This is a genomic window from Arthrobacter paludis (assembly GCF_056782315.1).
Map to the genome: position 1 here is coordinate 1 of NZ_JBXAEW010000019.1, position 25994 is coordinate 25994.

25 protein-coding genes and 1 rRNA gene are annotated in these 25994 nt (G+C 73.9%); 6 read left to right on the forward strand and 20 right to left on the reverse strand.

Annotated elements, in window-relative coordinates; all coding sequences use genetic code 11:
- Window positions 1-133 precede the first annotated feature (133 nt).
- Window positions 134-1656, reverse strand: a 16S ribosomal RNA gene (locus AC1Q5D_RS14905).
- Between the two features lie 574 nt (window positions 1657-2230).
- Between AC1Q5D_RS14905 and AC1Q5D_RS14910 the strand changes: the two genes are divergently transcribed.
- On the forward strand, window positions 2231-3238 hold the full coding sequence (locus AC1Q5D_RS14910; RefSeq protein WP_481739249.1) for an NAD(P)H-dependent flavin oxidoreductase: 1008 nt from the start codon (window positions 2231-2233) through the stop codon (window positions 3236-3238).
- A gap of 3 nt (window positions 3239-3241) precedes the next feature.
- On the opposite strand, the gene panC is transcribed toward AC1Q5D_RS14910, so the two are convergent.
- From panC to dacB, 14 genes are all read right to left on the reverse strand, one after another.
- On the reverse strand, window positions 3242-4177 hold the full coding sequence (gene panC / locus AC1Q5D_RS14915) for a pantoate--beta-alanine ligase (protein WP_481739250.1): 936 nt from the start codon (window positions 4175-4177) through the stop codon (window positions 3242-3244).
- Between the two features lie 9 nt (window positions 4178-4186).
- Window positions 4187-5083, reverse strand: a complete 897-nt coding sequence (locus AC1Q5D_RS14920) for a Rossmann-like and DUF2520 domain-containing protein (RefSeq protein ID WP_481739251.1) — start codon at window positions 5081-5083, stop codon at window positions 4187-4189.
- Window positions 5076-6650, reverse strand: a complete 1575-nt coding sequence (locus AC1Q5D_RS14925; protein ID WP_481739252.1) for a PH domain-containing protein — start codon at window positions 6648-6650, stop codon at window positions 5076-5078. Before AC1Q5D_RS14925 ends, AC1Q5D_RS14920 begins: the two co-directional genes overlap by 8 nt.
- A 38-nt stretch (window positions 6651-6688) precedes the next feature.
- Window positions 6689-7201 (reverse strand): PH domain-containing protein, encoded by a 513-nt coding sequence (locus AC1Q5D_RS14930; RefSeq protein WP_481739253.1) that lies wholly within the window; start codon window positions 7199-7201, stop codon window positions 6689-6691.
- On the reverse strand, window positions 7182-7685 hold the full coding sequence (locus AC1Q5D_RS14935) for a DUF3180 domain-containing protein (protein ID WP_481739254.1): 504 nt from the start codon (window positions 7683-7685) through the stop codon (window positions 7182-7184). The genes AC1Q5D_RS14930 and AC1Q5D_RS14935 overlap by 20 nt, the downstream gene beginning before the upstream one ends.
- A 4-nt stretch (window positions 7686-7689) precedes the next feature.
- Window positions 7690-8193, reverse strand: coding sequence for a 2-amino-4-hydroxy-6-hydroxymethyldihydropteridine diphosphokinase (gene folK, locus AC1Q5D_RS14940; RefSeq protein ID WP_481739255.1), 504 nt, complete (start codon window positions 8191-8193; stop codon window positions 7690-7692).
- Complete coding sequence (gene folB / locus AC1Q5D_RS14945) at window positions 8190-8564, reverse strand: dihydroneopterin aldolase (protein WP_481739256.1); 375 nt, start codon at window positions 8562-8564, stop codon at window positions 8190-8192. The genes folK and folB overlap by 4 nt, the downstream gene beginning before the upstream one ends.
- 2 nt (window positions 8565-8566) lie before the next feature.
- Window positions 8567-9487: a dihydropteroate synthase gene (gene folP / locus AC1Q5D_RS14950; protein ID WP_481739257.1), complete on the reverse strand. Its 921-nt coding sequence runs from the start codon at window positions 9485-9487 to the stop codon at window positions 8567-8569.
- A 7-nt stretch (window positions 9488-9494) separates the two neighbouring features.
- Window positions 9495-10109, reverse strand: a complete 615-nt coding sequence (gene folE, locus AC1Q5D_RS14955) for a GTP cyclohydrolase I FolE (protein ID WP_481739258.1) — start codon at window positions 10107-10109, stop codon at window positions 9495-9497.
- A gap of 45 nt (window positions 10110-10154) precedes the next feature.
- Window positions 10155-12203: an ATP-dependent zinc metalloprotease FtsH gene (gene ftsH / locus AC1Q5D_RS14960; RefSeq protein ID WP_481739259.1), complete on the reverse strand. Its 2049-nt coding sequence runs from the start codon at window positions 12201-12203 to the stop codon at window positions 10155-10157.
- A gap of 129 nt (window positions 12204-12332) precedes the next feature.
- Window positions 12333-12884 carry a hypoxanthine phosphoribosyltransferase gene (gene hpt / locus AC1Q5D_RS14965; protein ID WP_481739260.1) on the reverse strand — a complete coding sequence of 184 codons (552 nt, stop codon included), beginning with the start codon at window positions 12882-12884 and terminating at the stop codon, window positions 12333-12335.
- A 130-nt stretch (window positions 12885-13014) separates the two neighbouring features.
- Window positions 13015-14082 (reverse strand): tRNA lysidine(34) synthetase TilS, encoded by a 1068-nt coding sequence (tilS, locus tag AC1Q5D_RS14970; RefSeq protein ID WP_481739261.1) that lies wholly within the window; start codon window positions 14080-14082, stop codon window positions 13015-13017.
- Window positions 14082-15233 (reverse strand): zinc-dependent metalloprotease, encoded by a 1152-nt coding sequence (locus AC1Q5D_RS14975; RefSeq protein WP_481739262.1) that lies wholly within the window; start codon window positions 15231-15233, stop codon window positions 14082-14084. The genes tilS and AC1Q5D_RS14975 overlap by 1 nt, the downstream gene beginning before the upstream one ends.
- A 9-nt stretch (window positions 15234-15242) precedes the next feature.
- Window positions 15243-16676 (reverse strand): D-alanyl-D-alanine carboxypeptidase/D-alanyl-D-alanine endopeptidase, encoded by a 1434-nt coding sequence (gene dacB / locus AC1Q5D_RS14980; RefSeq protein ID WP_481739263.1) that lies wholly within the window; start codon window positions 16674-16676, stop codon window positions 15243-15245.
- A 131-nt stretch (window positions 16677-16807) separates the two neighbouring features.
- On the opposite strand from dacB, the gene AC1Q5D_RS14985 reads away from it, so the two are divergent.
- Window positions 16808-17386, forward strand: coding sequence for an inorganic diphosphatase (locus AC1Q5D_RS14985; RefSeq protein WP_481739264.1), 579 nt, complete (start codon window positions 16808-16810; stop codon window positions 17384-17386).
- A gap of 60 nt (window positions 17387-17446) precedes the next feature.
- Window positions 17447-18103, forward strand: coding sequence for a hypothetical protein (locus AC1Q5D_RS14990; protein WP_481739265.1), 657 nt, complete (start codon window positions 17447-17449; stop codon window positions 18101-18103).
- Here AC1Q5D_RS14990 and AC1Q5D_RS14995 read toward each other — a convergent pair.
- Window positions 18091-20268, reverse strand: coding sequence for an MMPL family transporter (locus AC1Q5D_RS14995; protein ID WP_481739266.1), 2178 nt, complete (start codon window positions 20266-20268; stop codon window positions 18091-18093). The genes AC1Q5D_RS14990 and AC1Q5D_RS14995 overlap by 13 nt on opposite strands.
- A gap of 35 nt (window positions 20269-20303) precedes the next feature.
- On the opposite strand from AC1Q5D_RS14995, the gene AC1Q5D_RS15000 reads away from it, so the two are divergent.
- Together AC1Q5D_RS15000 and AC1Q5D_RS15005 are read left to right on the forward strand one after the other, a co-directional pair.
- Window positions 20304-20798: a MarR family winged helix-turn-helix transcriptional regulator gene (locus tag AC1Q5D_RS15000; protein WP_481739267.1), complete on the forward strand. Its 495-nt coding sequence runs from the start codon at window positions 20304-20306 to the stop codon at window positions 20796-20798.
- 94 nt (window positions 20799-20892) lie between these two features.
- Window positions 20893-21321: a DUF1761 domain-containing protein gene (locus tag AC1Q5D_RS15005; RefSeq protein WP_481739268.1), complete on the forward strand. Its 429-nt coding sequence runs from the start codon at window positions 20893-20895 to the stop codon at window positions 21319-21321.
- Between the two features lie 19 nt (window positions 21322-21340).
- On the opposite strand, the gene AC1Q5D_RS15010 is transcribed toward AC1Q5D_RS15005, so the two are convergent.
- Both AC1Q5D_RS15010 and serS read right to left on the reverse strand, forming a co-directional pair.
- Window positions 21341-22171 (reverse strand): HAD family hydrolase, encoded by an 831-nt coding sequence (locus tag AC1Q5D_RS15010; RefSeq protein ID WP_481739324.1) that lies wholly within the window; start codon window positions 22169-22171, stop codon window positions 21341-21343.
- A gap of 81 nt (window positions 22172-22252) precedes the next feature.
- Window positions 22253-23545, reverse strand: coding sequence for a serine--tRNA ligase (gene serS / locus AC1Q5D_RS15015; protein WP_481739269.1), 1293 nt, complete (start codon window positions 23543-23545; stop codon window positions 22253-22255).
- Between the two features lie 43 nt (window positions 23546-23588).
- On the opposite strand from serS, the gene AC1Q5D_RS15020 reads away from it, so the two are divergent.
- Window positions 23589-24665, forward strand: a complete 1077-nt coding sequence (locus tag AC1Q5D_RS15020; protein ID WP_481739270.1) for a diacylglycerol/lipid kinase family protein — start codon at window positions 23589-23591, stop codon at window positions 24663-24665.
- Window positions 24666-24681: 16 nt separating this feature from the next.
- Here AC1Q5D_RS15020 and pheA read toward each other — a convergent pair whose 3' ends face one another.
- Both pheA and AC1Q5D_RS15030 read right to left on the reverse strand, forming a co-directional pair.
- The gene (gene pheA / locus AC1Q5D_RS15025; protein ID WP_481739271.1) at window positions 24682-25620 is read right to left on the reverse strand and encodes a prephenate dehydratase; all 939 of its coding nucleotides are present in this window, start codon (window positions 25618-25620) and stop codon (window positions 24682-24684) included.
- Window positions 25617-25943, reverse strand: coding sequence for a rhodanese-like domain-containing protein (locus AC1Q5D_RS15030; protein WP_481739272.1), 327 nt, complete (start codon window positions 25941-25943; stop codon window positions 25617-25619). The genes pheA and AC1Q5D_RS15030 overlap by 4 nt, the downstream gene beginning before the upstream one ends.
- Window positions 25944-25994 lie beyond the last annotated feature (51 nt).

Here is a 25994-nt window from a genome sequence, read left to right on the forward strand (position 1 = left end):
CCTCCCGGCCACCATCCGTTGACATTCCACCCATGAGCACCCGCCGGCGGACACTGGCCGCCGCAACGGGCAAACACTGGACAAGCCCCCCAACACCACGCGGTGCGGAAGGCCATGCCGAGCTGCTCCTTAGAAAGGAGGTGATCCAGCCGCACCTTCCGGTACGGCTACCTTGTTACGACTTAGTCCCAATCGCCGGTCCCACCTTCGACGGCTCCCCCCCAAAGGGTTGGGCCACCGGCTTCGGGTGTTACCAACTTTCGTGACTTGACGGGCGGTGTGTACAAGGCCCGGGAACGTATTCACCGCAGCGTTGCTGATCTGCGATTACTAGCGACTCCGACTTCATGGGGTCGAGTTGCAGACCCCAATCCGAACTGAGACCGGCTTTTTGGGATTGGCTCCACCTCACAGTATCGCAACCCATTGTACCGGCCATTGTAGCATGCGTGAAGCCCAAGACATAAGGGGCATGATGATTTGACGTCGTCCCCACCTTCCTCCGAGTTGACCCCGGCAGTCTCCCATGAGTCCCCGGCATAACCCGCTGGCAACATGGAACGAGGGTTGCGCTCGTTGCGGGACTTAACCCAACATCTCACGACACGAGCTGACGACAACCATGCACCACCTGTGAACCGGCCCCGAAGGGAAGGACGATCTCTCGCCCGGTCCGGCCCATGTCAAGCCTTGGTAAGGTTCTTCGCGTTGCATCGAATTAATCCGCATGCTCCGCCGCTTGTGCGGGCCCCCGTCAATTCCTTTGAGTTTTAGCCTTGCGGCCGTACTCCCCAGGCGGGGCACTTAATGCGTTAGCTACGGCGCGGAGGACGTGGAATGCCCCCCACACCTAGTGCCCAACGTTTACGGCATGGACTACCAGGGTATCTAATCCTGTTCGCTCCCCATGCTTTCGCTCCTCAGCGTCAGTTACTGCCCAGAGACCTGCCTTCGCCATCGGTGTTCCTCCTGATATCTGCGCATTTCACCGCTACACCAGGAATTCCAGTCTCCCCTACAGCACTCAAGTCTGCCCGTACCCACCGCAGATCCGGAGTTGAGCCCCGGACTTTCACGGCAGACGCGACAAACCGCCTACGAGCTCTTTACGCCCAATAATTCCGGATAACGCTCGCGCCCTACGTATTACCGCGGCTGCTGGCACGTAGTTAGCCGGCGCTTCTTCTGCAGGTACCGTCACTTGCGCTTCTTCCCTACTGAAAGGGGTTTACAACCCGAAGGCCGTCATCCCCCACGCGGCGTCGCTGCATCAGGCTTGCGCCCATTGTGCAATATTCCCCACTGCTGCCTCCCGTAGGAGTCTGGGCCGTGTCTCAGTCCCAGTGTGGCCGGTCACCCTCTCAGGCCGGCTACCCGTCGTCGCCTTGGTGGGCCATTACCCCACCAACAAGCTGATAGGCCGCGAGCCCATCCCCAACCAATAAATCTTTCCACCACCAGGCCATGCGGCCAATGGTCGTATCCGGTATTAGACCCAGTTTCCCGGGCTTATCCCAGAGTCGGGGGCAGGTTGCTCACGTGTTACTCACCCGTTCGCCACTAATCCACCCAGCAAGCTGGGCATCATCGTTCGACTTGCATGTGTTAAGCACGCCGCCAGCGTTCATCCTGAGCCAGGATCAAACTCTCCGTAAAAAACAAACGGACACGGCAACCACAGGATCGGGAAAACAACCCCACAGCCACCGCACCAAGCAAAAAATCCCGGCAAAAAACCCAGCCAACCACACGGGATGCGGCCAACCAGGCAATTCACCAATCAAAAAATCGGTGTCAACAAACATGGCACACTATTGAGTTCTCAAACAACAGACACCCACGGCCTCCACACCCCAACCAGGGCGCTTCCGCTACCGGAGCAACTTGTCCATGACACCCTACCGCGTGTCCCCGCGCAATTCCACCGTATCCGGCGGTCTTACTGCTAGAATTCGCGTCCCCCTGAACCGGTCCAGCGCGCTGGGCGCGACCGAACCATTCGGTTCCGTGAGGGTGGGTGTCTGCCGTACGATCTTCAGCTTTTCGCTGTCCTCGTCCCGGCGACTTGCATAACTTTACACAGATGCCGGGCGCACGCCAAATCGAGGGGCCGCATGCCCGGAATCCGCACCATTGCTGGCATCTGCGGTCCTTCTTGACCCCTCGAGCCGCGACTGCCGCCCCCCGCGTTCCTGAGGGGCGCGTCACACTGTCTCCTATGCTGGCGTACATGAGCCTCCCTCCACAAGACCCCGCACACGATTCACCGCTTTGCGACCGCCTCGGCCTCCGGGAGCCCGTGATCAGCGCGCCGATGGCGGGGGCCGCCGGGGGCCGGCTGGCCTCCGCCGTGTCCGCGGCCGGCGCACTGGGGATGGTGGGCGTCGGGGGCGGGCAGTCCCCGGAGGCCGTCGCCGCCCAGTGCGCCGAGGCCGCGGCCGGCGGCCGGGCCTGGGGCGTCGGCTTCATGGCGTGGGCCCTCGAACGGGATCCGGCGCCCCTGCGCGCCGCCCTCGAGCACGGGCCCGCCCTGGTCTCCGTCTCCTTCGGGGACCCCGGGCCGCACCTGGCCGCCATCGGCGAGGCGGGGGCGCTGGTGGCCATGCAGGTCGGGGACGAGGCCGACCTCCGCCGGGCACTCGAGCTGCCGGTCGACGCCGTCGTCGTCCGCGGCGGGGAGGGCGGCGGCCACGGGCGCAACGACATCGCCACGCTCCCACTGCTCCAGCTCGCCCTGGAGACCACGGACCGCCCCGTCGTCGCCGGAGGCGGCATCGCGACCTCCCGCGGCGTGGCGGCGGCCCTGGCCGCCGGGGCGGCGGCGGTGTGGGTCGGCACGCGCTTCGCCGCGTGCGCCGAGTCCGCCTTCGCCGACACCGCGAAGGCCGCGGTGGCGCGGGCCGGCGTCGGGTCGACCGTGTACACGCGGGCGTTCGACGTGGCGCAACGGCTGCCGTGGCCCCCGGAATTCGGCGGGCGCGCGCTCGGGAACCGGTTCACGGACGAGTGGGCCGGGCGCGCGGACGAGCTCGAGCGGACCATCGGGGACCGGCCGGGGGTGACCCGGGCCGTGGAGGAGGCGCGGGCCGCGGGCGACACGTCCCTGGCCCCCGTCTACGCCGGGCAGTCCGCGGGCCTGGCCCGGGGCGGGGAAACGGCCGCCGAGGTGGTGGCTGACCTCGCGGGGTTCCGGCGCCACCTGGCCGCGGCCGCCGGCCGGTGGGGACGCGCCGGGTAGGGGCTACCCGCCCAGCGGCATGTTGTCGATCAGCCGCACCGCGCCGACCCGGGCGGCGACGAGCGCCAGCCCCTCCCCCGTGAACGGGGTGTCCTGGCAGCTGAACGCCAGCGGCTGCAGGGTCGCCGGATCCACGACCTCGAGGTAGTCCAGGTCCACCAGCGGCTGGCTGGCGATCATGGCCTCGGCGTCGTCGGTGCGCAGGGGCTCGTGCGCGTCCGCCCGCTCCTTCAGCAGGAACAGCGCGCGGGAGAGCACCAGGGCCGCCTGGGCCTCCTCCGGCGAGAGGAAGCGGTTGCGGCTGGACAGCGCCAGGCCCTCCGGGGAGCGGACGATCGGCACGGCCCGGATCTCCACCGGGTAGCCGAGGTCGGCCACGAGCCGCCGGACGATCGCCAGCTGCTGCGCGTCCTTCTGCCCGAAGTAGGCGCGGTAGTGCCACGGGACGGCCGTGTGCGGCAGCGGCTCGGCGTAGTGCAGCAGCTTCGCGACGACGGCGAGCATCCCGTCGAAGTGGCCGGGCCGCGACGCGCCCTCGAACGCCTCCCCGAGCCGCCCGCTCTGCAGCCGCACGAGCGGCGGCCCGTCGGGGTAGACCTCCCCCTTCGCGGGCGCGAAGACGACGTCGACGCCCTCCTCGGCCAGCAGCGCGGTGTCCTCGTCGAGGACGCGGGGGTAGCGCTCGTAGTCGGCGGGGTCCTCGAACTGGAGCGGGTTGACGAAGACGGAGACGACGACGGCGTCGTTCTCGGCCCGGGCCGCCCGCACGAGCTCGCGGTGCCCGTCGTGCAGCGCGCCCATGGTCGGCACCAGCCCGATGCGGCGCGGCCGCCCGGGCTGGCCCGGGACGCTCTCGAGCAGGTCGCGCGTGGTCGCCTTGAGCTCGGCGACGGTCGACAGGACGCGCGGACGGGTGCCGGGGGCGGGGGTGGTGGTCACCGGGGCAGTCTAGCCCCGCCCGGCCGGCCCGGGTCCGAGGGCGTCGAGGATCGCCGCGGCCTGGTCCTCGCGCAGCAGCCCGCGGGCGAGCGCGCGCTGCGCCGTCGCCCGGGCCATGGCCAGGTAGGCCTCCCGCACGTCGGCCGGGACGCCTTCCTCCGCGAGGGCGGCGCGGTGCATGCCGACGGTCCCGGTGTCGCCGCGCGCCACGGGACCGGTCAGGGCCCCCTCCCCGGACGAGAGCGCGTTCTCGAGCGAGGCGCGCATCAGGGGGCCCAGGACGCGCGCCGGATCGTCGATGCCGATGGACCCGAGCAGCCCCGCGGCCTGTCCGGCGACGGTGACCAGGTGGTTCGACGCGTGGGCGAGCGCCGCGTGGTAGAGCGGGCGGTCGCCCTCCGCGACGACGGTGGGCTCGGCGCCCATCTCCACCACGAGGGCCTGGCCGACCGGCAGCATGGGGGCATCGGCGGTGACCCCGAAGACGCAGTCCTGCAGCCGCGCGAGGTCCAGGCTCATGCCCGTGAAGGTCATCGCCGGGTGGATGGCCAGCGGGATCGCCCCGGCCCGGCGGGCGGGCTCGAGGATCCCGGTCCCGTAGCGCCCCGCCGTGTGGACCACGAGCTGCCCCGTCTGCCAGTGCCCGGCGCCGGCCAGGCCGGACACGAGCGGTCCGAGGGCGTCGTCGGGCACGGCGAGCAGGACCAGTTCGGAGCGCCGGACGATCTCCTCGATGGGCAGCACGGGGACGCCGGGCAGCAGCGCGTCGGCCCGCTCGCGCGAGTCCGCGGAGACCGCGTGCACGCCGACGACGGCGTGCTCCGCGGCGCGCAGGGCCGCGCCCAGCACGGCCCCGACCTTGCCGGCGCCGATCACTCCGACGCCGAGTCGTCCCGGCCTACCCATGTGCATCGTCCTCCAGCCAGTGGTCGCGGTCGTGCAGGCGCCGCGCGGTCGCGGCGCGGTCCGCCTGCTCCAGGAACAAAGTGCGGGCGCGCCCGGCGCCCAGTTGCCGGATCACGGGGTCCACCGGACCCGCGGTGGTGGCCAGCCGGAGGTCGCACACGCCGAGCACCCGGGCCAGCGGCCCCTGCGTCAGGACGAGCCCCTGCGTGCGCTCGTGCGGCACCAGCGCCAGCCGCCGGAAGAGGACCCCGGTGCGGACCAGCACGGCCGTGTCCGTGACCGCGAACCCCTGGCGCCGCCACGCCAGCGGCGCCACGGGCCGCGCGGCGGAGGGGCTCGTCGTGAAGTCCGGGCCGGGCCGTCCGGACAGTCCGGAGTCGATGAGGTCCGCGGGCCTGTGGGTCCCGGCGTCGGGCAGGATGACGGACAGGACGGACAGGACGTCGTCGCGGGTCCCGACGGGCAGGACGGTGGAGCGTTGCCCGGAGCCCTCCAGGGAGCCGTAGCCGGCGACGTTCACCACCATCCGGTGCCACCCGAGCAGCCGCCAGAGCGGGCCCTGCGACACCTGCACCGCCTGGACGCGGCCGGGGGGCACGGTCTGGTGGCGGGTCTCGGTCAGCCCGTAGGCCAGGCGCAGGCCGTCGGGCCCGTGGGAGGCGCGGAAGTTGAACCCGCTCGCGAACCCGCTCCACAGCGGCGCGATCAGGCCGATCAGGCCTGGGACCAGGTAGACGACGCTGAACGCCCCGTCCGTGAGGACGGTGGCGACGGCGCCGAGGACCGCGATGACGACGACGGCGACCAGCCAGCCGCCCAGCAGGAGGGAGCCCACGAGCCGGCCCGGCGGGACGGAGGCCACGGGGGTCCCGGGCGGTCCGCCGCCGTCGATCGGGTGCCCGGGGTAGGCCGCCCCGGCGCCGGCGGGGGGCACGGCGCCGGCGTCCGCGGCACCGGGGCGCCCCGCCGCGGTGGCGCCGCCGTCGTCCCCGGCCGCGGGGGGCGTCTCCGCCCCGCGCCGCGTGGACCGGGCGCCGGCGGCCAGCGCGAGGATCTCCGTGCGCAGGCGCCGGGCCTCGTCCAGGCGGACATAGGCGAGGCGCATGGCCGTCTCCCCGGCGTCGGCGACCTCGAACTTCAGCTCCGCGAGGCCGGTGATGCGCGCGACGAGGGGCTGGACGATGTCGATGGCCTGGACGCGGTCGATGCGCGCCTGCCGCTGCTGGCGGAAGACGATCCCCGAGTTGATGTTCACGTGGCGGTCCGTCACCTGGTACTTGGTGAACCACCAGGCCAGGAAGAACCCGGCCACGGCCAGGACCAGCGCGCCGAGGCCGAGGCCGACGAGCAGGAGCAGGTCCGGGGACCAGCCCGGCTCCCGGCGGGCCTCCTCGCCGACCTGCACGAGGCCCTCGAGCCAGTTCTGGCCGAAGAAGTACCCGACGGCCAGCACGGCGATCCAGCCCCGGACCAGAGGGGAGATCGGGTGGACGCGCCGCCACGGGGCGTCCGGGGCGCCGTCGGGGAGCCCGGGCGCGGGGCCGGGCACCCCGGCTGCCGGGGGCACCGCTTCGCCGCCCGCCCCGGACGCGGGGCCGGCGCCGCTCACAGTCCCGCCAGGCGCGCCTCGCCGCGCGCCGAAAGGTGCTCGCGCAGGCGCGCGCCCTCGGCCGCGGGCACGCCGGGGATCTCGGCCTTCGCCGCGGCGGCCGCGGTGTGCAGCTGCACGGTGCACAGGCCGAGGGCCCGCTGGATGGGGCCGGCGGCGACGTCGACGTACTGCATGCGCCCGTACGGGACGACCAGCAGGCGGCGGAACAGCAGCCCGCGGCGCACCAGCAGGTCGTCGCGGCGCTCGGCGTACCCGATGGCGCGGACCTGCCGCGGGATCAGGACGAGTTCGACGAGGGCGAAGGCGACCACCACGGCGGGCAGCCCCCAGGCGATCCACGCCGGCAGCCCGGGCCAAACGCCCAGCTGCCGCAGCACGAGGGGCACGCTGGTCGGCACCAGGAGGAGCAGGGTCCCGACGGCGGTGCCGAGGGTGCGGACGACGGCGTACTGGGGCGACACCCGGCTCCACTCGATGCCCTCGGGATCAACCGGCTCCTGCGGCATACCCCTCGTTGTCCTCCCTGTTGTCCTGGCGCCCGTCCGGTGCGGAGGGGTCGTCCGGCGGGAGCTTGCAGAACTGCTCCACCGTCCACCCCACGATAACCATCACGGCGGCGCCCGCCATCATCCCCAGGGCGGAGGCGCCGGCCGGGGTGTCGAGGGCGCCGGCGACGGCGAGGTCCGCAACGACCCCGCCGTGCCAGCCGACGATCAGCGACCCGGCGTAGGCCGTGGCCTGGGCCAGCACGACGGTGCGGGCGGCCTGGATCGGGTCCAGGCGCCGCTTGAGCTTCCCCTGCCGGTGGCGCAGGACGCGCCACCCGAAGCCGAGCGTGATCAACATGCCCGCACCCATGGTCACCAGGGAGGACCAGTGCAGCACCGGGGCCGGCAACCCGTTCGCGGACGCGCCCACGCTCGCGAGCCACCCGACGGCGGCGGCGCACCCGGCGACGAGCAGCAGGAGCAGGGGGCGCAGCGGGGCCACGGGGCTAGCCCTCCCCCGCCGGGGCGTGGCGGCGCACGCCGTCCCGGTCCGGGGCGGCGGCGGCCAGCTCGGCCACGCTGTGGCCGGCCAGGCGCGCGTCGGGGTCCATCCACGCCCACGGCTGCAGGACGAACGCCCGGCCCGTCGCCCGCGGGTGCGGGATGGTCAGGTCCGGGGTGTCGAGGGACTCGTCGCCGAAGTCGATGATGTCCACGTCGAGCGTCCGCGGGCCCCAGCGCACCTCGCGGGTGCGGTGGTGGGCCCGTTCGACGTCCTGGCAGTGGGCCAGGAGCTGGTGGGGGGTCAGGGTCGTGCGGACCTCCACGACCATGTTGAGGAAGTCCGGCTGGCCCTCGGGCCCGCCCACGGGCCGGGTGGCCGCGACCGGGGAGGCGCGGAGGAGCTCGACGGCGGGGTGCGCGGCCAGCTCGGCCACGGCGGCCGAGAGCGTGTCCGCGCGCTCGCCCAGGTTGCTGCCCAGGGCCAGGATGGCGCGGACGGCGGTCATGCCCGCTCCCGGTGGATGGCGACGGAGACGTCCCCGAACGGCACCTCGATGGGCGCCTTGGGCTTGTGGACGGTCACGTCGACGGCCTCGACGGTGGGGAAGCCCCCCAGGACCGCGCCGGCGATCCGCTCGGCGAGGGTCTCGATCAGTTGGTGCGGCCCGCCGGTGATGCAGTCGCGCACGCGCTCGGCGAGGATCCCGTAGTGGGGCGTGTCCGCAATGTCGTCGCTCGCGGCGGCCCGCCGGGTGTCGGTGTGCAGGACCACGTCGACGACGAACGGCTGCCCGTCGCGCCGCTCGTGCTCGAACACGCCGTGGTGGCCGGTCGCGGTGATCCCGGCCAGGGTGATCGTGTCCCGGCGGACGGGCACGGCTACTTCCGGACCTGGCTGGCCGGGTCGGCCCAGGCCGCCGCGACCTTGATGGCGTCCCGCGTGGACTCCACGTCGTGGACGCGCACGCACCACGCGCCGGAGGCGGCGGCCAGGGCGCTCGTGGCCGCGGTGGCCGCGTCGCGGGCCGCGGGCGCCGCGGGCTTGCCGCGCTCGGCGAGCAGGTGGCCCAGGAAGCGCTTGCGGGAGGTCCCGATCAGCACCGGGTGGCCCAGGCCGCGCAGGCGGTCCATGGCCTGCAGGAGCTCCCAGTTGTGCTCGGGGTTCTTCGCGAAGCCCAGGCCCGGGTCGATGACGATCCGCTCCGGGGCGACGCCGGCCGCGACGAAGGTGTCGCGCAGGCCCGACAGCTCGTCGAGGACCTCGGCGACGACGTCGGTGTAGTTGGCCTCGGTGGCCATCGTCTGCTGGTCCCCGCGGCGGTGCATGAGCACATACGGGACGTTCCGCTCGGCGATGAGCGCCGGCATGTCCTCCTCGTGGGTGAGGCCGGAGACGTCGTTGACGAGGTGGGCGCCGGCGTCGAGGGCGGCGCGGGCAGTGGCCGTGTGCATGGTGTCGATGGAGACGATGGCGCCGGCCTTCACGAGCGCCTCGACGACCGGCACCACGCGCGCCCGCTCCAGCTCGGGGTCCACGAACTCGGCGCCCGGCCGGGTGGACTCGCCGCCCACGTCGATGATATCGGCGCCCGCGTAGAGCATGCGCAGGCCGTGCTGGATGGCGTCGTCCGCCTTGAGGTACTGGCCCCCGTCGCTGAACGAGTCCTCGGTGACGTTGAGGATGCCCATGACCAGCGTGCGGCCGGTGGGCAGGTCCTTGAGGCCCTTGACCTTGGAGGGGCGGATGACGGGCAGCGGGGAGGTGGCGGGTCCGGTTCCGGGGACGGCTCCAAGGGACATGCGGTACCTACTTTCCGAGAATGAGGCTCATGGCCTCGGCGCGGGTGGCCGGGTGGTGGAGTTGGCCACGCACGGCGCTGGTCACGGTCTTGGCGCCCGGCTTGCGGACGCCGCGCATCGACATGCACAGGTGTTCGCACTCGACGACGACGATGGCGCCCCTCGGCTCCAGGTGCTTCATCAGGGCGTCGACGATCTGGCTCGTCAGGCGCTCCTGGACCTGGGGCCGCCGGGCGTACAGCTCGACGAGGCGCGCGAGCTTGCTCAGCCCGGTGACCTTGCCGTCCCGCCCGGGGATGTACCCCACGTGCGCGGACCCGTGGAACGGGACCAGGTGGTGCTCGCAGGTCGAGTAGAAAGCGATGTCCTTGACGAGGACCAGCTCGTCGTGGTCGATGTCGAACGTCGTCTCGAGCAGCGCGGCGGGGTCCTCGTGGAGCCCGGCGAAGAACTCCGTGTACGCCTTCGCGACCCGCTGCGGGGTGTCCACCAGGCCGTCGCGGTCCGGGTCCTCGCCGATCGCGACGAGGATCTCGCGCACCGCCCTCGCGATGCGCTCCTGGTCCACGGACCCCGTGGACAGGGGCGTGCCGATGGTCTCTTCGTCGATGTGGTGGGTCACGGTTGAATCCTAGCGTGCCGGCCCGGGCGGCCCCGGGCCGGCCGGTCAGCGTGCGGTGGGGCCGTCGGGGCCGAAGCCGCCGTCGCCCGTCCCGGAGTCGGGGCCGGGGTGGCCGCCGGGCAGGGCGGGGGCGCCGGAGGGGTCGATCACGACGTCGGAGTGCCCCTTGCGGTCCGGCTGGGGCCGCGCCGGGCTGTCGACGGGGCCGCGCTCGTGCACGGGCCGGTCCTCGCTGGAGAGCCAGACGTCGCGCTCCGGGTGCTTCACGATGTCCCGGAACACCTCCTCGATCTCCTTCTGGTTCAGCGTCTCGCGCTCCAGGAGGGCGACGGCGAGCCGGTCCAGCACGTGCCGGTTCTCGGTGAGGATCGCGTACGCCTCGTCGTGGGCGGCGTCGATGAGGGAGCGGACCTCGCCGTCGACCACGCCGGCCAGCCGCTCCGAGTAGTCGCGGTCGTGCCCCGCGTCGCGGCCCAGGAACGGCTCCCCGCCGCCGGAGCCGAGCTTCACGGCGCCGATCTTCTCGCTCATCCCGTACTGGGTGACCATCTTGCGGGCGGTCCCGGTGGCCTTCTCGATGTCGTTGGACGCGCCCGTGGACGGGTCGTGGAAGACGATCTCCTCGGCGACGCGGCCGCCCATGGCGTAGGCGAGCTGGTCCAGCAGCTCGTTGCGGGTCACGGAGTACTTGTCGTCCTCGGGCACCACCATGGTGTAGCCGAGCGCGCGGCCGCGCGGCAGGATCGTCACCTTCGTGACGGGGGCGGAGTGGCGCAGCGCCGCGGCCACGAGCGCGTGCCCGCCCTCGTGGTACGCGGTGATCTTGCGCTCGTGCTCCTTCATCAGCCGGGAACGCTTCTGCGGGCCGGCCATGACCCGGTCGATCGCCTCGTCGAGGGCGCGGTCGTCGATGAGCTGCGCGTTGGAGCGCGCGGTGAGCAGGGCCGCCTCGTTGAGGACGTTGGCCAGGTCGGCGCCGGTGTACCCGGGGGTCTTCTTGGCCACGCCCCGCAGGTCCACGTTGGAGGCCATCGGCTTGCCCTGCGCGTGCACCTTCAGGATGTTCTCGCGCCCGGCGAGGTCCGGAGCCTCCACGGGCACCTGCCGGTCGAAGCGTCCGGGGCGCAGCAGCGCCGGGTCCAGCACGTCCGGTCGGTTCGTGGCGGCGATGAGGATGACGTTGGTGTTCGCGTCGAACCCGTCCATCTCCACGAGCAGCTGGTTCAGCGTCTGCTCGCGCTCGTCGTTGCCGCCGCCGACGCCGGCGCCGCGGTGGCGCCCGACGGCGTCGATCTCGTCGACGAAGATGATGGCGGGCGCGTTGTTCTTGGCCTGGTCGAACAGGTCGCGCACGCGGGAGGCGCCGACGCCGACGAACATCTCGACGAAGTCGGAGCCGGAGATCGAGTAGAACGGCACGCCCGCCTCGCCGGCGACCGCCTTGGCCAGCAGCGTCTTGCCGGTGCCGGGCGGGCCGTAGAGCAGCACGCCCTTGGGGATCTTGGCGCCCACGGCCTGGAACTTGGCGGGCTCGGCCAGGAACTCCTTGATCTCCTGGAGCTCCTCGACGGCCTCGTCGGAGCCCGCGACGTCCGCGAACGTCACCTGGGGCATGTCCTTGGTGATGAGCTTGGCCTTGGACTTGCCGAACTGCATGACCTTGGAGCCACCGCCCTGGGCGCGGGAGAGCAGGAACCAGAACAGCAGGGCGATCAGGATGAACGGGATGATCAGCCCGAGCATGCTGGTGAACCAGTTGTTCTCCACGGGCTGGTCCGTGAACGTCTCGAGGTCCGCCTGGTTGATGGCGTCGACGACGTCCTCGGCGCGGGCCGTGGAGTAGTAGAAGGAGACCTGGCGGCCCTTGTCGGTGCCGTCGAGGACCAGGTTCTCCTGCAGGGACAGGTCGACGCGCTGGTCGCCGTCGAAGATCTTGGCCTCCGTGGCCCGGTTGTCGGCCAGCAGCTCGAGCCCGACGCTCGTGTCGACGCGGCCCGTGTTGGAGGAGGCGAGGGACGGCAGGAAAATCAGCAGCGCCGCGACGCCGACCAGGACCCAGATGGCCCAGCTGTTGAGGATCTTCTTGGCTTTCATGCGTCTGGGGGTCGTCTCCCCGTCCCTCCTGCTCGCGGGCGGCGGCCGCCCGGTCGGTGGGGCGCCCGGCCGGGCGTCCCCTAGGTCCACGAACGAGGCGCGCCGCGGGTTCCCGCGGGCGCGGCCCCGCTAGTTGTACACGTGGGGCGCGAGCGTCCCGACGAAGTCCAGGTTGCGGTACTTCTCAGCGAAGTCGAGCCCGTAGCCCACGACGAACTCGTTCGGGATGTCCATGCCCACGTACTTGACGTCGATCTCCACCTTGGCGGCCGCGGGCTTGCGCAGCAGCGTGCAGATCTCCACCGAGGCCGGGCCGCGGGAGACGAGGTTGGCCTTGAGCCAGGAAAGCGTCAGGCCGGAGTCGATGATGTCCTCGACGATGAGGACGTGCTTGTCCATCAGGTCGGTGTCGAGGTCCTTGAGGATCCGCACGACGCCGGAGGACTGGGTGCCGGAGCCGTAGGAGGAGACGGCCATCCAGTCCATCGTCACGTGGCTGCGCAGGGCGCGCACGAGGTCCGCCATGACCATGACGGCGCCCTTGAGGACCCCGACGACGAGGATGTCCCGGCCGGCGTAGTCCGCGTCGATGCGCGCCGCGAGCTCGTTGATCTTGTCCTGGATCTCTTCCTTGGTGAAGAGGACGTGGTCGATGTCGGAGTTGACGTCGTTGTGGTCCACAGGGGCTCCTGGTCGTCTCGGGGTGCCCGGGCGGGGCGGGGCGCTACAGGGTTCAAGAGTGCCACAGTCTGGCGCGCCGTGGACAACCGCCGGGGGCCCGCCCGGGGCCCGCCCGGGGCCGCGGTCCCGCCTAGGGGGCGGCGCCGAACGCGAGCACCGCCGCCGGCCGCCCGGCCGCGGGGTCGGCGCGGAGCCGGCGGGCGGCGGCGTGCCCCGCGAGCTGGACGGGGCCGGCCGAGCGGGAGCCGGCGGCGAGGGCCTCCAGCGCGGCGGTGCGCTCCGCCGTCGGCTCCTCTGCCCCGGCCGCGACGGCCGCCAGACGCAGGACCCGGCGCCGCAGCGCGGGCGGGAGCGCGCGCACGCGCGCCAGCGAGAGGACGACGGCGGCGCCCGGGTCCGGCACGACGGCGGCGGCGTACGCCTCGGCGGCGAGGGAGTCGAGGGCGTCCGCGTCGTCGCGGGCCAGGGCCGCGGTGCGGGCGAGCGCCTCCGCGGCGCCCGGGCCCAGCTCGCGCTCGAGCACGGGCAGCACGTCGAGGCGGACCCGGTTGCGCAGCGGGCCCCGGGTGGCGTTCGTCGGGTCCTCCCAGTACTGGAGTCCCTCGTGGGCGCAGACGGCTTCGGTGTCCGCCCGGCGCAGGCCCAGCAGCGGCCGGAGGAGGCGTCCGCGCCGGGCGGGCATCCCGGCCAGGGAGCGGGTGCCGGAACCGCGCGCCAGCCCGAGCAGCACCTGTTCGGCCTGGTCGTCCAGGGTGTGCCCGAGCAGGACGTACTCGGCGGCGGAGGAGTCCGCCGCGGCCTCCAGGGCGGCGTAGCGGGCCGTGCGGGCGTCGTCCTCGGAGCCCGCCCCCGGGACGGCGACCCGCTCGACGAGCACGGGGTCCAGACCCAGGGCGCGCAGCTGCGCGGCGGCCCGCCCCGCGGCCGCGCCGCTGCCGGGCTGCAGCCCGTGGTCGACGACGGCGGCCCCGGCCCGCAGGCGCCCCCGCGAGGCCAGGAACGCCGCGGCCGCGGCCAGGGCGAGCGAGTCCGCGCCGCCGCTGCACGCCACGAGGACCCGCGGGGCCCCGGCCGCGGCGTCCCCGCCCGGCCGGGCCGGGGGCAGCGGGGCGCCGCCGTCGTTCCGGCGGGCCGCGGCGACGGCGTCCGCGACGGCGTTCCGCGCGGCCGCGACGGTCCGCGGCAGGTTCCCGCCCACTAGCGTCCGGCGGCCGGCCCCGGGACGGTCCCGCCGACGACCCGGCCGATCCAGGCCTCCGGGTGGTGCAGCTCGTGCTCGGTGGGCAGCGTCTCGGGCGAGGTCCAGATGGCGTTGAACCGGTCCATGCCGACGGCGTCGACGACGGCGGAGACGAACCGCTGGCCGTCGCGGTACTGGCGCATCTTGGCCTCGAAGCCCAGGGCCCGGCGCACCCAGCGCTCGACGGGGCCCCGGTTCTGGCCCCGGCGGTTGAAGCGCTGGCGGATGGTCTTCACGGTGGGCACCACCGAGGAGTCGACGGCGTCCATGACCACGTTGGCGTGGCCCTCCAGCAGGCTCATCACCGCGGTCAAGTGGCTCATCGCGGCCCGGTCGGCCGGGTCCTGGAGCACGGAGAGCAGCCCGGGGCCGGCCGCGGCGTCGTCGCCGGGGGCGTCGCCCCGCCCGTCCTGCCGGGCGGCGACGGCCGCCGCGGCGGCCTGCTTGAGCCGGGCGCCGAGGCCGTCGGCCTTGTCGAGCATGCCGTTGGCCAGCGAGGCGATGGACCCGCGCAGGTGGTCCCGCAGCCAGGGGGCGGCGGCGAACTGCACGCGGTGCGTCTGCTCGTGCAGGCAGACCCAGAGCCGGAAGTCGGAGGGCTCGACGCCGAGTTCGCGCTCGATCTCGACGATGTTCGGCGCCACCAGGAGCAGGCGGCCGCCCGCCGGGACCCCGGCGCGCAGGATCCCGGAGAACGGGTCGTACTGGCCGAGCACGTTGGCGGACAGGAACGCGAGGATGGAGCCGAGCTCGGCCCCGGTGACGGTGCCGCCGAGCAGGGACGCGCCGGCGGACATCTTGGCGCCCTTCGTCTCGGCGACGTGCCGCAGGACGGGGTCCAGGAGCGCCTCGAAGCTGTGGAGGTTGGCGCGGGACCAGCTGGGCCGGTCGACGACGAGCACCTCCGAGTCCCGCAGGTCGCGGGCGGCCTCCAGCCCGGTGATCCGGTGCACGTGCGGGACGGAGGCCTGGGCGTGGCGGTGCAGGTCGGCCACGACGGCGCCGATCGCCGCGCGGGAGAGGTGCGGGCCGGGGCCGGCGAGCCGCGCGGCCGTGGACGCGGCGAGGTCCCAGTTGATCAGTTGGAGCGGCTGCGCGGCGGAGTCCATGCCCCCACGCTACCGGCAGCCGCACCGGGCGAGGGCGGTGGCCGCGGAATCCAACGTGGCCCGGGCCGGGGCGAGGGAGCCCGGGAACCCGTGGCCGAAGAAGGAGAACGCGAGCAGCCGGCCGTCCGCGGTGGGGACGAAGCCCGTCAGCGTGGAGACGCCGAGCAGCGTCCCGGTCTTGGCGTGCACGAGGCCTCGGGTGGCGTCGCCGCCGAGCCGGCCCGCCAGCGTGCCCGTCGCCCCGGCGGAGGGCAGCAGCGACGCGAGGTGGCGCAGGTCGGGGTCCGCCGAATCCGCGGAGACGGCCAGGAGGCGCGCGAGCTGGCCGGGCGCGATCCGGTTCGTGGCGGAGAGCCCGGAGGCGTCGGCGAGGGCCATGCCCGCGGTGTCCACGCCCAGGCGGTCCAGGACGCTCCGGATCGCGGCGGTGGCGCCCCCGAATGTGGCCGGCTGGTCCTCCTCGAGGGCGACGAGCCGCCCCATGGCCTCGGCGACGTAGTTGTCCGAGGCCTCGCCCATGAAGCGCAGCTGCTCCAGCACGGTCGCGGACTCGACGCGGGCGACCTCCCGGGCCCCGGCCGGCGCCGGAGCCCGCTGGACGCCCCGGGTCAGGGCCGGGACGTCCGCCCCGGCGTCCGCGCGCCGGGCCAGTTCCGCGGAGAGCAGGCGGTGGAACGCGTTGGCGGCGGCGAGCCCGGGGTCCGGCACGCGCGGGCTCGTGGGGCCGGCGTCCCGGCGCGCCCCGTACAGGGCGATCGGGTGGACCGGGGCGATGTTGTTCGTCTCGACGAGGGAGGCGTCCCAGGCGGGGTGGAGGGCCGCCCCCTCGAACAGCGTGTCGTCGAGCAGCAGCGGGACCCTCTCCGGGCCGCGGCCGCGGAGCGCGACCAGCGCGTCGGCCGTGCGGTCCGCGAGGGTGGCGAGGCCGGCCCGGCCGACCGCCCCGGGCTGGTTGCGGCCCGTGCCGAGCAGGACGTCACCTCCGCCGACCAGCAGCAGCGAGCCGTCGTCCGCGCGGACCACCCGGGTGGCCAGCGTCGCCTCGGCGTCCAGGGCGGCCAGCGCGGCCGCCGCCGTCGCCGTCTTCAGGCTCGACGCCGGAACGGCCGGCTCCGCGGCCCGGCGGTCGTAGAGGACGTCCCCGGTGGCGACGTCGACCACGCTGGCGGAGAAGTCGCCGGGCGCGCCGTCGTCGAACGCGGCGTCGAGCGCCCGCGCGACGGCGGCGGGGCGCGGCGCGGGGGCGCCGCCGGCCAGCGCCGGGAGCAGGCTCGGTTCCGCGGGCGCGAGGGTCGCCACGGGCGCGGGGCCGGTGGCGGGCGCCGGGGCGGGGGCTAGCAGGGGCGCGACGGCGGGGCCCGCGTTCGCCGCGGCCGCGACTGCGAGCCCGCCGATCGCGGCCGCGAGGAGGGCGGAGGTCAGCGCGCGGGTGCCGCGGTGCATGCGGGCCTTTCGAGTCGTCGTGGCGCGCCGGGGCGCTATACGCTTGCCCCAGCACCCTTAACCCTAGACGGAGCCGCGGTCGGCGCCTGCCCGCGGCGTGCCTCCGCCGCCGAACGACGCAAGGAGCGCCCATGAGCCACGACGTCACGATCGAGATCCCGGCCGGTTCCCGGGTCAAGTACGAGATCGACCACGAGACCCACCGCCTGCGGCTGGACCGCGTGCTGTTCACCCCCATGCAGTACCCGACCCACTACGGCTACTTCGAGGACACGCTGGGCGAGGACGGCGACCCGTTGGACGCCATGGTGTGGATCCCGGGCGTCGACCTGCTCCCGGGTGTCCTCGTCGAGTCCCGCCCGATCGGCGTGTTCAACATGACCGACGACGGCGGCGGCGACGCGAAGCTGCTGTGCGTGCCGACGGACAAGCGCTTCGAGCACATCCGCGAGCTCGAGGACGTGGACGGCTGGCTGATCAAGGAGATCGAGCACTTCTTCACCCGCTACAAGGACCTCGAGCCGGGCAAGTGGGTCAAGGCGGAGGGCTGGCAGGGCCGCGCCGAGGCCGAGGCCGAGCTGGCCCGCTCGGTCGAGCGGTTCGCCCGCGTGGGCGAGGAGTCCGAGGAGGACGAGCCGCAGGGCCGCGACGTGGAGTCGGGCTCCCCGGCGCCGCAGGGCGGCGACGAGGCGCAGGGCCGCACCCTGTAGCGGCCGCGGCGCGCGGCCCGCTCCCCGCGGGGCGGCGCGCGCTTCGGCATACTGGTGCGCATGTACGTGCTCACCATCAACCAGCGCGACGCGCGCGAGGCCGGCGACCGGGTCGATGACCTGGTCGCCGGCCTTTCGCCGTTCGAGGCGCTGCTGCCGTTCCAGCGCTCGGTGGGCGACGAGGCGATCGGCGTGGTGGGCGACGCGGCCGCCGCCGTGGGGGCGGCCCTGCTGGCGCTGCGGCACCGGCGCTGGAACGTGGGCATCGGCGTCGGTCCGGTGCACGCGGCCGGGTCGGACGCGGCCCCCGGGCCACTGCCGGCGGCGGTGGCCGACGCCGAGGGGTTCGGCCTCGTGTACGCACGCCGCGCCGTCGAGCGGGCGCGCAAGGCCGGGGAACGGATCCCGCTGGCCGTGGAGGGCCCGGACTCCGAGGTGGCGGCGGAGGCCGAGGCCGTGCTGCGCCTGGTCGGGCAGATCGTGGCCACGCGCACGGAGGCCGAGTGGGCCGTGGTCGACCTGATGCTCCCCGGCGTGCGCGGCCAGCAGCGGGCGGTCGCGGACGCGCTGGGGATCACGGCGCAGGCGGTCTCGCGGGCCGTCGTTCGCTCGCACTGGGTCGAGGAGTGGGCGTGCCGGCCGGCGGCCGCGCGGCTGCTGGACCTCGTGGCCGGCCCGCCGGCGCTGCCGGCGGCGTCGTACCCCTACGCGCGGTAGGCGGCCGCCCGAACGGGGTCCCCGCGGGACCCCGGGGGCGCGTCCGGCCCGCCCGGGCGGCGCGCGGCGCGCTCCCGCCGCCACAGCGCGCCGGGCCACCAGGCGGCGGGACCGAGGTCCCGCACGAGCGCCGGGACCAGCAGGCTGCGCACGACGAGCGTGTCCAGCAGGACGCCGAAGGCCACGATGAAGCCGAGCTGGACCAGGAACATGATGGGGATGACGGCGAGCGCGGCGAACGTCGCGGCCAGGACGACGCCCGCCGACGTGATCACCCCGCCGGTGGCCGCGAGGCCGCGCAGGACCCCCTCCCGCGTGCCGTGGGCGGCGGCCTCCTCCCGCACCCGGGTCATGAGGAAGATGTTGTAGTCGACGCCGAGGGCCACCAGGAAGACGAACCCGAACAGCGGCACCGAGGGGTCCGCGCCCGGGAAGCCGAGCACGTGGTTGAAAACCAGCGCGGAGACGCCCATGGCGGTCCCGTAGGACAGGACCGTGGTGGCGACCAGGAGGACGGGCGCCAGGACCGAGCGCAGCAGGAGCATGAGGATCCCGAGGATCGCGGCCAGGACCAGCGGGATGATCAGCCGCAGGTCGGCCTGGGCGGTGTCCCGGGTGTCGACCGCCGTCGCCGTGGGGCCGCCCACCAGGGAGCCGGGGTCCTGCGCATGCATGGCCCGGCGCAACTCGCGCACCGTGTCCGCGGCGCGGTCCGAGTCGGCGGGGTCCTCCAGCGTCACGGACACCAGGGAGCGTCCGTCGACGACGGCGGCCGCTCGCCCGGGCACGACCGGGCCGCCGCCGTCGGACCGGACGAACGCGGAATCGACGCCGTCGACCCGGGCCGCGGCGTCCGCGAGTACGGCCGCGCGCCCGGCGTCCACGACGACCGTCGCGGGGCTCCCGGCGCCGCCCGGGAAGTGGGCGGCGAGCGCCTCCTGCCCCGCAGCCGACTCCGTCGCCCCGAGCACGAGTTCGCTCTGCGGGACGCCCCCGGCGCGCAGCTGGAACGTGCCGAGGCAGCCGGCGGCCAGCACCAGGGCGGTGGCGATCCAGACCCGGCGGGGCCGGCGGCCCACGAAGCCCGCGACGCGGCGCCACAGCCCGGAACCCGGGGCCGCGCTGCGGGAGCCGGCGGGAGCGGGACGCGGCGGGAAGGGCCAGTAGGCGGCCCGGCCGGCGAGCCACAGGACCGCGGGCAGGAAGCTCAGGGCCGCCAGCAGCGAAAACGCGATCCCCAGGGCCCCGATGGGGCCGAGGGACTGGTTGGAGTTCAGGCCGGAGGCCAACAGGCACAGCAGGCCCGCGGCGACCGTGCCGGCGGAGGCCGCGATGGGTTCGGCCGACCCCCGCCACGCGAGCCGGACCGCGCGCGACCGGGACGCGCCGGCGGCCAGGGCCTCGCGGTGCCGGGACACCAGCAGCAGGGAGTAGTCCGTCGCGGCGCCGATGACGAGGATGGACAGGATGCCCTGGCTCTGGCCGTCCAGGGCGAGGACGCCGGCCCCGGCCAGCGCGTAGACCACGAGGATGGAGCCGCAGAGCGCCGCGACGGCCGTGGCCAGCACGGCCACCGGGAGCAGGACGGAGCGGTAGACCACGAGCAGGATCAGGGCCACGGCGCCCAGGGCGACGCCGAGCAGGATGCCGTCGATGGCCCCGAACGCGTCGACGAGGTCCGCGGTGAAGCCGGCCGGCCCCGTGACCCAGGTCTGGACGCCGTCGGGCGCGGCGGCGTCCAGCAGCGACCGGAGCTCAGCGACGGCGGCTTCCGTGTCGGCCTCCGCATCCAGCGGGACCACGTACTCCGCGGCGAGCCCGTCGGCGGAGGGGATGGGCCCGGCGACCGGGCCGTCCAGGGACGGCATCCGACCCAGCGCCGACGCGATGCCGGACGCGGCGGCGGCGTCCAGCCCGTCCCCGTCGACGGCGACGACGACCGCCGGCAGCGGCGCCCCGTCGTCGAACCGCGCGGTCCACTCCAGGGCCCGCGTCGCCTCCGCGGACTCCGGCAGGAACGCCGTCTGGTCCGTGGTCTGGACCTCCTCGAGCTGGCCGAAGACGGGGCCACCGGCGCCCGAGACCCCGAGCCAGGCCAGCACGACGGCGAGGGCGGCCAGCGCCCGGAGCACGGACGGGAGGGCGGGGCGCCGGAATGCTTCCATGATGGAATCATATGCTCCGCAACTAGACTTCCACCATGCAAGCCGATCCCCTGTTCAGCGTGGTGCTCGCGCTGCAGGAGTTCGCGCAGGCGTCTGACCGCTACGTGGAGGCGGCCGGCGCGCGCCACGGGGCGCACCGCCGGGACCTGCAGGGCCTGGCCGCGGTCCTCCACCTCGAGCGCTCCGGACTGGAGGCCACCCCGGGCGCCATCGCCCGCACCCTGTCCCTCAGCCTGCCTGCGACGTCCGCGCTCCTGGCCCGGCTCGAGCGGCACGGCCACGTCGAGCGGGTCCGCAGCGAAGCGGACCGGCGCAGCGTGCGCGTGGTCCCGACGGCGAAGGCGCGCGAGGACGGGCGGGCCGTGTTCGGGCCGCTGGCCGGGCACCTGGCCGGCGCCGTGGCGGCCCTCGCGCCCGGCGAGGCGGAGACGGTGCTGCGGTTCCTCGCGGACGCGACCGCCGCCGTCGACCGCGCCGCGGCCGAAGCCGCTCCCCCCGGCCCGCCGGCACCCCCCTCCGCCCCCGCGTAGGGCCCTGCCGCCCCTATCCCCGGGCCGCGCGCCGGGCCTACGATCGGGCCAGGGCGGGCCGCCAGCCCGCGTCCCCCGAGGTCAGGAGGCAGGAATGGTCCCCGAGATCAACTACTGGGCGGTCGCCGTGGCGACCCTGGGCGCGATGGTCGTCGGGTCCGTGTGGTACACCCCGAAGGCCTTCGGCAACTACTGGATGCGCGCGGCGAAGGTGACGCCGAGCGGGAACGCGAAGGACGTGGCGGGGCCGGTCCTGGTGGCGCTGGTCGCCGGCTTCGTGACGGCCTGGGTGCTGGCCGGGTCGGCCGCGATCGCGCACGGCTTCTACGGGGGCAGCTTCCTGGCGGACACGTTCGTGACGGGCCTGATCCTGTGGGCCGGGTTCACGGCGGCCCGGTTCGCCACGCACGACGCGTTCGAGGGGCGTCCCGCCGGGCTGACGGCCCTGAACTGCGCGCACGAGCTCGTCACCGTGCTCGTGATGTGCCTGGTGATCGGCCTCTTCGGGCTCCCGGGGGCCTGATCCGCCCGCCCCCGTCCGGTCAGGCGAGGCCGCGCAGCACGGCGACCAGCCCGTCCTCCTCGACCGCGGCGACCACCTCGTCGGCGGCGGCCTTGACCTCGTCGGGGGCCTGGCCCATGGCCACCCCGCGCGCCGCCCACGCCAGCATCTCGACGTCGTTCCGCCCGTCCCCGACCGCGACGGTGTGGCCCGGGTCGACGCCGAGCGTCTCCCGCAGGGCCTCCAGGCCGGTGGCCTTGCTGATGCCCTCGGCCGCGATGTCCAGCCACGCCGTCCATCCGACGGAGTAGGTCACGCCGTGCAGGCCGATCGAGCGGACGGCCTCGCCGAACTCCTCGGCCGTCGAGTCGGTGGAGAAGACAACGAGGCGGGTCGCGGTCGCCTCCAGCAGGTCCTCGAACGTCACACCCTGGGCCCGGACGCCGAAGCTGGCGTCCTGGAAGCGCTCCGTGGACAGGAACCGGCCCTCGTCGTCCTCGAGGGCGTACTTCGCCGCGGGCAGGGCATCGCGCAGGGCCAGCAGGGCCGGGGCCGGGTCGAAGACCTTGCGCTCCACGACCTCGTAGCCGTCCGGCAGGGCCGTGTCGATCCGCAGCGTGACGCCGCCGTTGGAGCAGACGGCGTGGCCGGACTCGATGCCCAGCAGCTCCACGATGGGCAGGGTCGCGCCGAGCGAGCGGCCCGTGGAGACGACGACCTCGTGCCCCGCGGCGACCACAGCCCGCGCCGCCTCGCGCACGGCCGCGCTCATGTGCCCCTCGTGGTTGACGAGCGTGCCGTCCACGTCGAGGCACACCATCATCCGGGTGTCGGTGGCGGCCGGGGCCTGGGGGGTCTGTCGGTGCAGCATCACGCTCATGACCCTACCGAACCACAGCCCGCCGACGCTGCGGTGAACGCGCGGCGACGGGCGGGGGACACGTACCCTCGCCTACCGGACCGCCGGCAGGACCTCGAGGCCGCCGAGGTAGGGGCGCAGCGCGGCGGGCACCGTGACGGAGCCGTCGGCGTTCTGGTGGTGCTCGAGGATCGCCACGATCCAGCGGGTCGTCGCCAGGGTCCCGTTGAGGGTCGCGACCGTGCGCGTGCCCTTCGCGGGCCTGCCGTCCTCCCCCGCCGGGCGTTCGCGGATGTTCAGGCGCCGCGCCTGGAAGGTCGTGCAGTTCGACGTGCTGGTCAGTTCGCGGTAGGCGCCCTGCGTGGGGACCCACGCCTCGCAGTCGAACTTCCGGGCCGCGCTCATGCCCAGGTCGCCGGCGGCCGTGTCGATCACGCGGTAGGGCACCTCCACCTTGGCCAGCATCTCCTCCTCCCACGCGAGGAGCTTCGCGTGCTCGGCCTCGGCGTCCTCGGGGGAGCAGTACACGAACATCTCGAGCTTGTTGAACTGGTGCACCCGGATGATCCCGCGGGTGTCCTTGCCCGCCGCCCCTGCCTCGCGGCGGTAGCAGGAGGACCAGCCCGCGTAGCGGACGGGTCCCGCGGAGAGGTCCAGGATCTCGTCGGCGTGGTAGCCGGCGAGGGCGACCTCGGACGTGCCCGTCAGGTAGAGGTTGTCCCGCTCGAGGCGGTAGATCTCGTCGTCGTGCTCAACGTCGAAGCCGGTGCCCTGCATCGTCTCGGGGCGCACGAGCGTGGGCGTGATGACCGGGATGAAGCCGTTCGCGACGGCCTGGTCGAGGGCCATGTTGAGCAGGGCCAACTCGAGGCGGGCGCCGACGCCCCGGAGGAAGTAGAAGCGGGATCCGGAGACCTTGGCCCCGCGCTCCATGTCGATGGCGTCGAGCTTCTCGCCCAGTTCGAGGTGGTCGCGCGGCTCGAAGCCGTCCGCGGCGAAGTCGCGCGGCGTCCCGACGGTCTTGACGACCGTGAAGTCGTCTTCGCCGCCCGCGGGGACGCCGTCGAGCACGAGGTTCGCCACGGAGCGCTGCAGGTCCAGCAGCTCCGCCTCGGCGGCGTCGGAATCGGCCTGGGCGGCCTTGACCCCGGCGGCGAGTTCCTTGGCCTGGGCCAGCAGCTCCTGCTTCTCGTCGCCCTTCGCCTGGGCCACGCGCTTGCCGAACAGCTTCTGCTCGGCGCGCAGCTCCTCGAAGCGGGTGATCGAGGACCGGCGCGCGGAGTCCGCGGCGACGATCTTGTCGACCACGGACTCGTCCGCCCCGCGGGCCCGCTGCGAAGCGCGGAACTTGTCGGGATTCTCCACCACATCTTTGACGTCGATCACCCGTACAGGTTACCCAACGGGTGGGCCCCGATAGTGTGTCGCCATGCAGACCGAGATCCTTGCCCTCATCCTCGTCGCCGTGGCCCTTGTCGTGGCGGCGGCGAGCCTGGTGGCCGTGCGCGGGCTCCGCGGGCGGGTCGGGGAGCTGCGGTCCCGGGTGCGCGAGCTCGAGGAGACGCCCGTCGTCTCGCGCTCGCTCGCCCAGCCGTCGCGGATCGGCGTGGTCATCAACCCGTCCAAGGCGGACGCGGACACCGCCCGGAAGGCGCTGGAACGCGCGTGCTCCGAGGCGGGGTTCCCGGAGCCGGCGTTCTTCGAGACGACCCCGGAGGACCCGGGGGCGGGACCGGCCCGCCAGGCGCTGGCCGCGGGGTGCGACGTCGTCATCGCCGCCGGCGGGGACGGAACCGTCCGGGAGGTCGCCGAGGTCCTGGCCAACAGCGGCACCACGATGGGGCTGCTGCCGTTGGGCACCGGGAACCTCATGGCGCGCAACCTCGACTTCGACGTCGAGGACCGGCGCATCGCCATCCGGACCGCCGTGCACGGAACGACCCGCGGCGTCGACGCGGTGCGGATCGAACTGGAGCGCGCCGACGGGACCGTCGAGGAGAACGTCTTCATGGTCATGGCGGGCGTCGGGTTCGACGCGGAGATCATGGACGCCACGGACGACGCCCTGAAGGCCAAGGTGGGCTCCCTCGCCTACGCGGAGGCGGGGCTGCGCCAGGCGGCGGGGCACCGGCGCGAGGTCACGCTGCGCATCGACGACGGCCCCGTCCAGACCCGCCGGGTCCGCTCCGTGATCGTCGCGAACTGCGGGCGGCTCCAGGCCGGGTTCACGCTGGTGCCGGAGGCCCGGATCGACGACGGCATCCTGGACATCGTGGTGATGACCCCGCGTTCGGCCGTCGGTTGGCTGTGGATTGCGGCGAAGACGGCCTTCCGGCACCGCGGCCGGATCCCGGTGATCGACTTCTTCCAGGGGCGCCGGGTGGAGATCCGCGTGCCGGAGGAGATCGCGTCGCAACTCGACGGGGACACGACCGGCCACATCGTGGCCCTGCGCGCGGAGATCATGCCGGGCGCCCTGGACATCCGGGTGCCCGACATCCGCTAGCTGCCGCGGGCCGGTCTCAGGCCCGCTGGGCCAGCAGCGAGGACACCCACTCGCGGGCGCGGGCGAACGCCTCGTCGGTGTTGTGCCGCTCGACGGAGGGCCTGGAGACGGCCGCGTCCTGGGCGGCGCTGGGGTACGAGCCCAGGTAGCGCAGGGCGGGGCTGATCCGGTGCAGGCCGGCGAGCGCGTCGGCCATCCGGGCCTCGCCGATGTGCCCGTCGGCGTCCACGGAGAAGAAGTAGTGGCCCAGGCCCTCGCCCGTGGGCCGGGACTCGATGCGGCTGAGGTTGACGCCGCGCGCTGCGAACTGCTCCAGGATCTCCATCAGGGCGCCCGGCCGGTCGGCGGGCAGGGGGATCACGACGGTGGTCTTGTCCGCGCCGGTCGGCTCCGGGATGTCCCCTGGCCGGCGCACGAGCACGAAGCGGGTCACCGCGTTGGCGTTGTCCTCGATCCCGGCCCGCAGCACCCGCAGCGGGTGCCGCTCCGCGACCAGGGGCGAGCACATGGCGGCGTCGTAGCCCGGTTCCGCCTCCAGCAGGCCGAGCGCCCCGGCCGCGGTCGAGGACGCGGGCAGGAACGTGGCCTGCGGGATGTTCGCCGCGGCCCACCCCCGGCACTGGGCCCAGGCGTGGCCGTGGGTCGACACGGTGCGCACCTGGTCGAGGGAGTCGATGCCGTCGCGGGCGACGAGCACGAAGCTGATGGGGACGAGCACCTCGCGGATGATCTGCAGGTGCTCCCCGGCCGCGATCGCGTCGAGGGTGGCGGAGACGCCGCCCTCGACGGAGTTCTCGATGGGGACCATCGCCGCGACCGCCTCACCGGCGCGCACCGCGGCCAGGGCCGCCTCGACGTTGGCCGCCGGGACGCGCTCCGCGGCGTCGGCGCCCGGAACCTGCAGCAGGGCGGCCTCCGTGAACGTGCCGGACGGGCCGAGGTAGGCGTAGGTCATCGGACGGTGGGCTCCTGGCCGTTCTCGCTGGCCATGGGCAGGCCGGCCTCGAGCCACGCGCCGGAGCCGCCGGCGATGTTGTAGGCCGAGTAGCCCTGGGCGGTGAGCCAGGCGGCGACCTGCGCGGAGCGTCCGCCCGTGCGGCAGATGACGTAGGTGTCGGTGTCCGGGTCCAGCTCCGTGAAACGGTCCGGCACCTCGTTCATGGGCATGTGCGTGGCCCCGTCCACGTGCCCCTCGACCCACTCGTAGTCCTCGCGGACGTCCAGGACGAACCCGTCCTTCGGCACCTCGTTGACGTTCACGTTCTCCACGTCGGCCATGGCTGTCCTTTCGTCGGTTCCGCGGGGGCGACCCCAGCCTATAGTGGGAGC

What these genes read in the sequence shown, in the direction of transcription:
- AC1Q5D_RS14975 (WP_481739262.1), bottom strand. Translation starts at nt 15,233, where the DNA reads ATGGACTCCGCCGCGCAGCCGCTCCAACTGATCAACTGGGACCTCGCC.
- folK (WP_481739255.1), bottom strand. Translation starts at nt 8,193, where the DNA reads ATGACCGCCGTCCGCGCCATCCTGGCCCTGGGCAGCAACCTGGGCGAG.
- AC1Q5D_RS15030 (WP_481739272.1), bottom strand. Translation starts at nt 25,943, where the DNA reads ATGGCCGACGTGGAGAACGTGAACGTCAACGAGGTGCCGAAGGACGGG.
- AC1Q5D_RS15000 (WP_481739267.1), top strand. Translation starts at nt 20,304, where the DNA reads ATGCAAGCCGATCCCCTGTTCAGCGTGGTGCTCGCGCTGCAGGAGTTC.
- AC1Q5D_RS14985 (WP_481739264.1), top strand. Translation starts at nt 16,808, where the DNA reads ATGAGCCACGACGTCACGATCGAGATCCCGGCCGGTTCCCGGGTCAAG.
- dacB (WP_481739263.1), bottom strand. Translation starts at nt 16,676, where the DNA reads ATGCACCGCGGCACCCGCGCGCTGACCTCCGCCCTCCTCGCGGCCGCG.
- AC1Q5D_RS14995 (WP_481739266.1), bottom strand. Translation starts at nt 20,268, where the DNA reads ATGGAAGCATTCCGGCGCCCCGCCCTCCCGTCCGTGCTCCGGGCGCTG.
- folP (WP_481739257.1), bottom strand. Translation starts at nt 9,487, where the DNA reads ATGTCCCTTGGAGCCGTCCCCGGAACCGGACCCGCCACCTCCCCGCTG.
- AC1Q5D_RS15020 (WP_481739270.1), top strand. Translation starts at nt 23,589, where the DNA reads ATGCAGACCGAGATCCTTGCCCTCATCCTCGTCGCCGTGGCCCTTGTC.
- AC1Q5D_RS14920 (WP_481739251.1), bottom strand. Translation starts at nt 5,083, where the DNA reads ATGGGTAGGCCGGGACGACTCGGCGTCGGAGTGATCGGCGCCGGCAAG.
- ftsH (WP_481739259.1), bottom strand. Translation starts at nt 12,203, where the DNA reads ATGAAAGCCAAGAAGATCCTCAACAGCTGGGCCATCTGGGTCCTGGTC.
- pheA (WP_481739271.1), bottom strand. Translation starts at nt 25,620, where the DNA reads ATGACCTACGCCTACCTCGGCCCGTCCGGCACGTTCACGGAGGCCGCC.
- AC1Q5D_RS14910 (WP_481739249.1), top strand. Translation starts at nt 2,231, where the DNA reads ATGAGCCTCCCTCCACAAGACCCCGCACACGATTCACCGCTTTGCGAC.
- AC1Q5D_RS14930 (WP_481739253.1), bottom strand. Translation starts at nt 7,201, where the DNA reads ATGCCGCAGGAGCCGGTTGATCCCGAGGGCATCGAGTGGAGCCGGGTG.
- AC1Q5D_RS15010 (WP_481739324.1), bottom strand. Translation starts at nt 22,171, where the DNA reads ATGCTGCACCGACAGACCCCCCAGGCCCCGGCCGCCACCGACACCCGG.
- AC1Q5D_RS14990 (WP_481739265.1), top strand. Translation starts at nt 17,447, where the DNA reads ATGTACGTGCTCACCATCAACCAGCGCGACGCGCGCGAGGCCGGCGAC.
- AC1Q5D_RS15005 (WP_481739268.1), top strand. Translation starts at nt 20,893, where the DNA reads ATGGTCCCCGAGATCAACTACTGGGCGGTCGCCGTGGCGACCCTGGGC.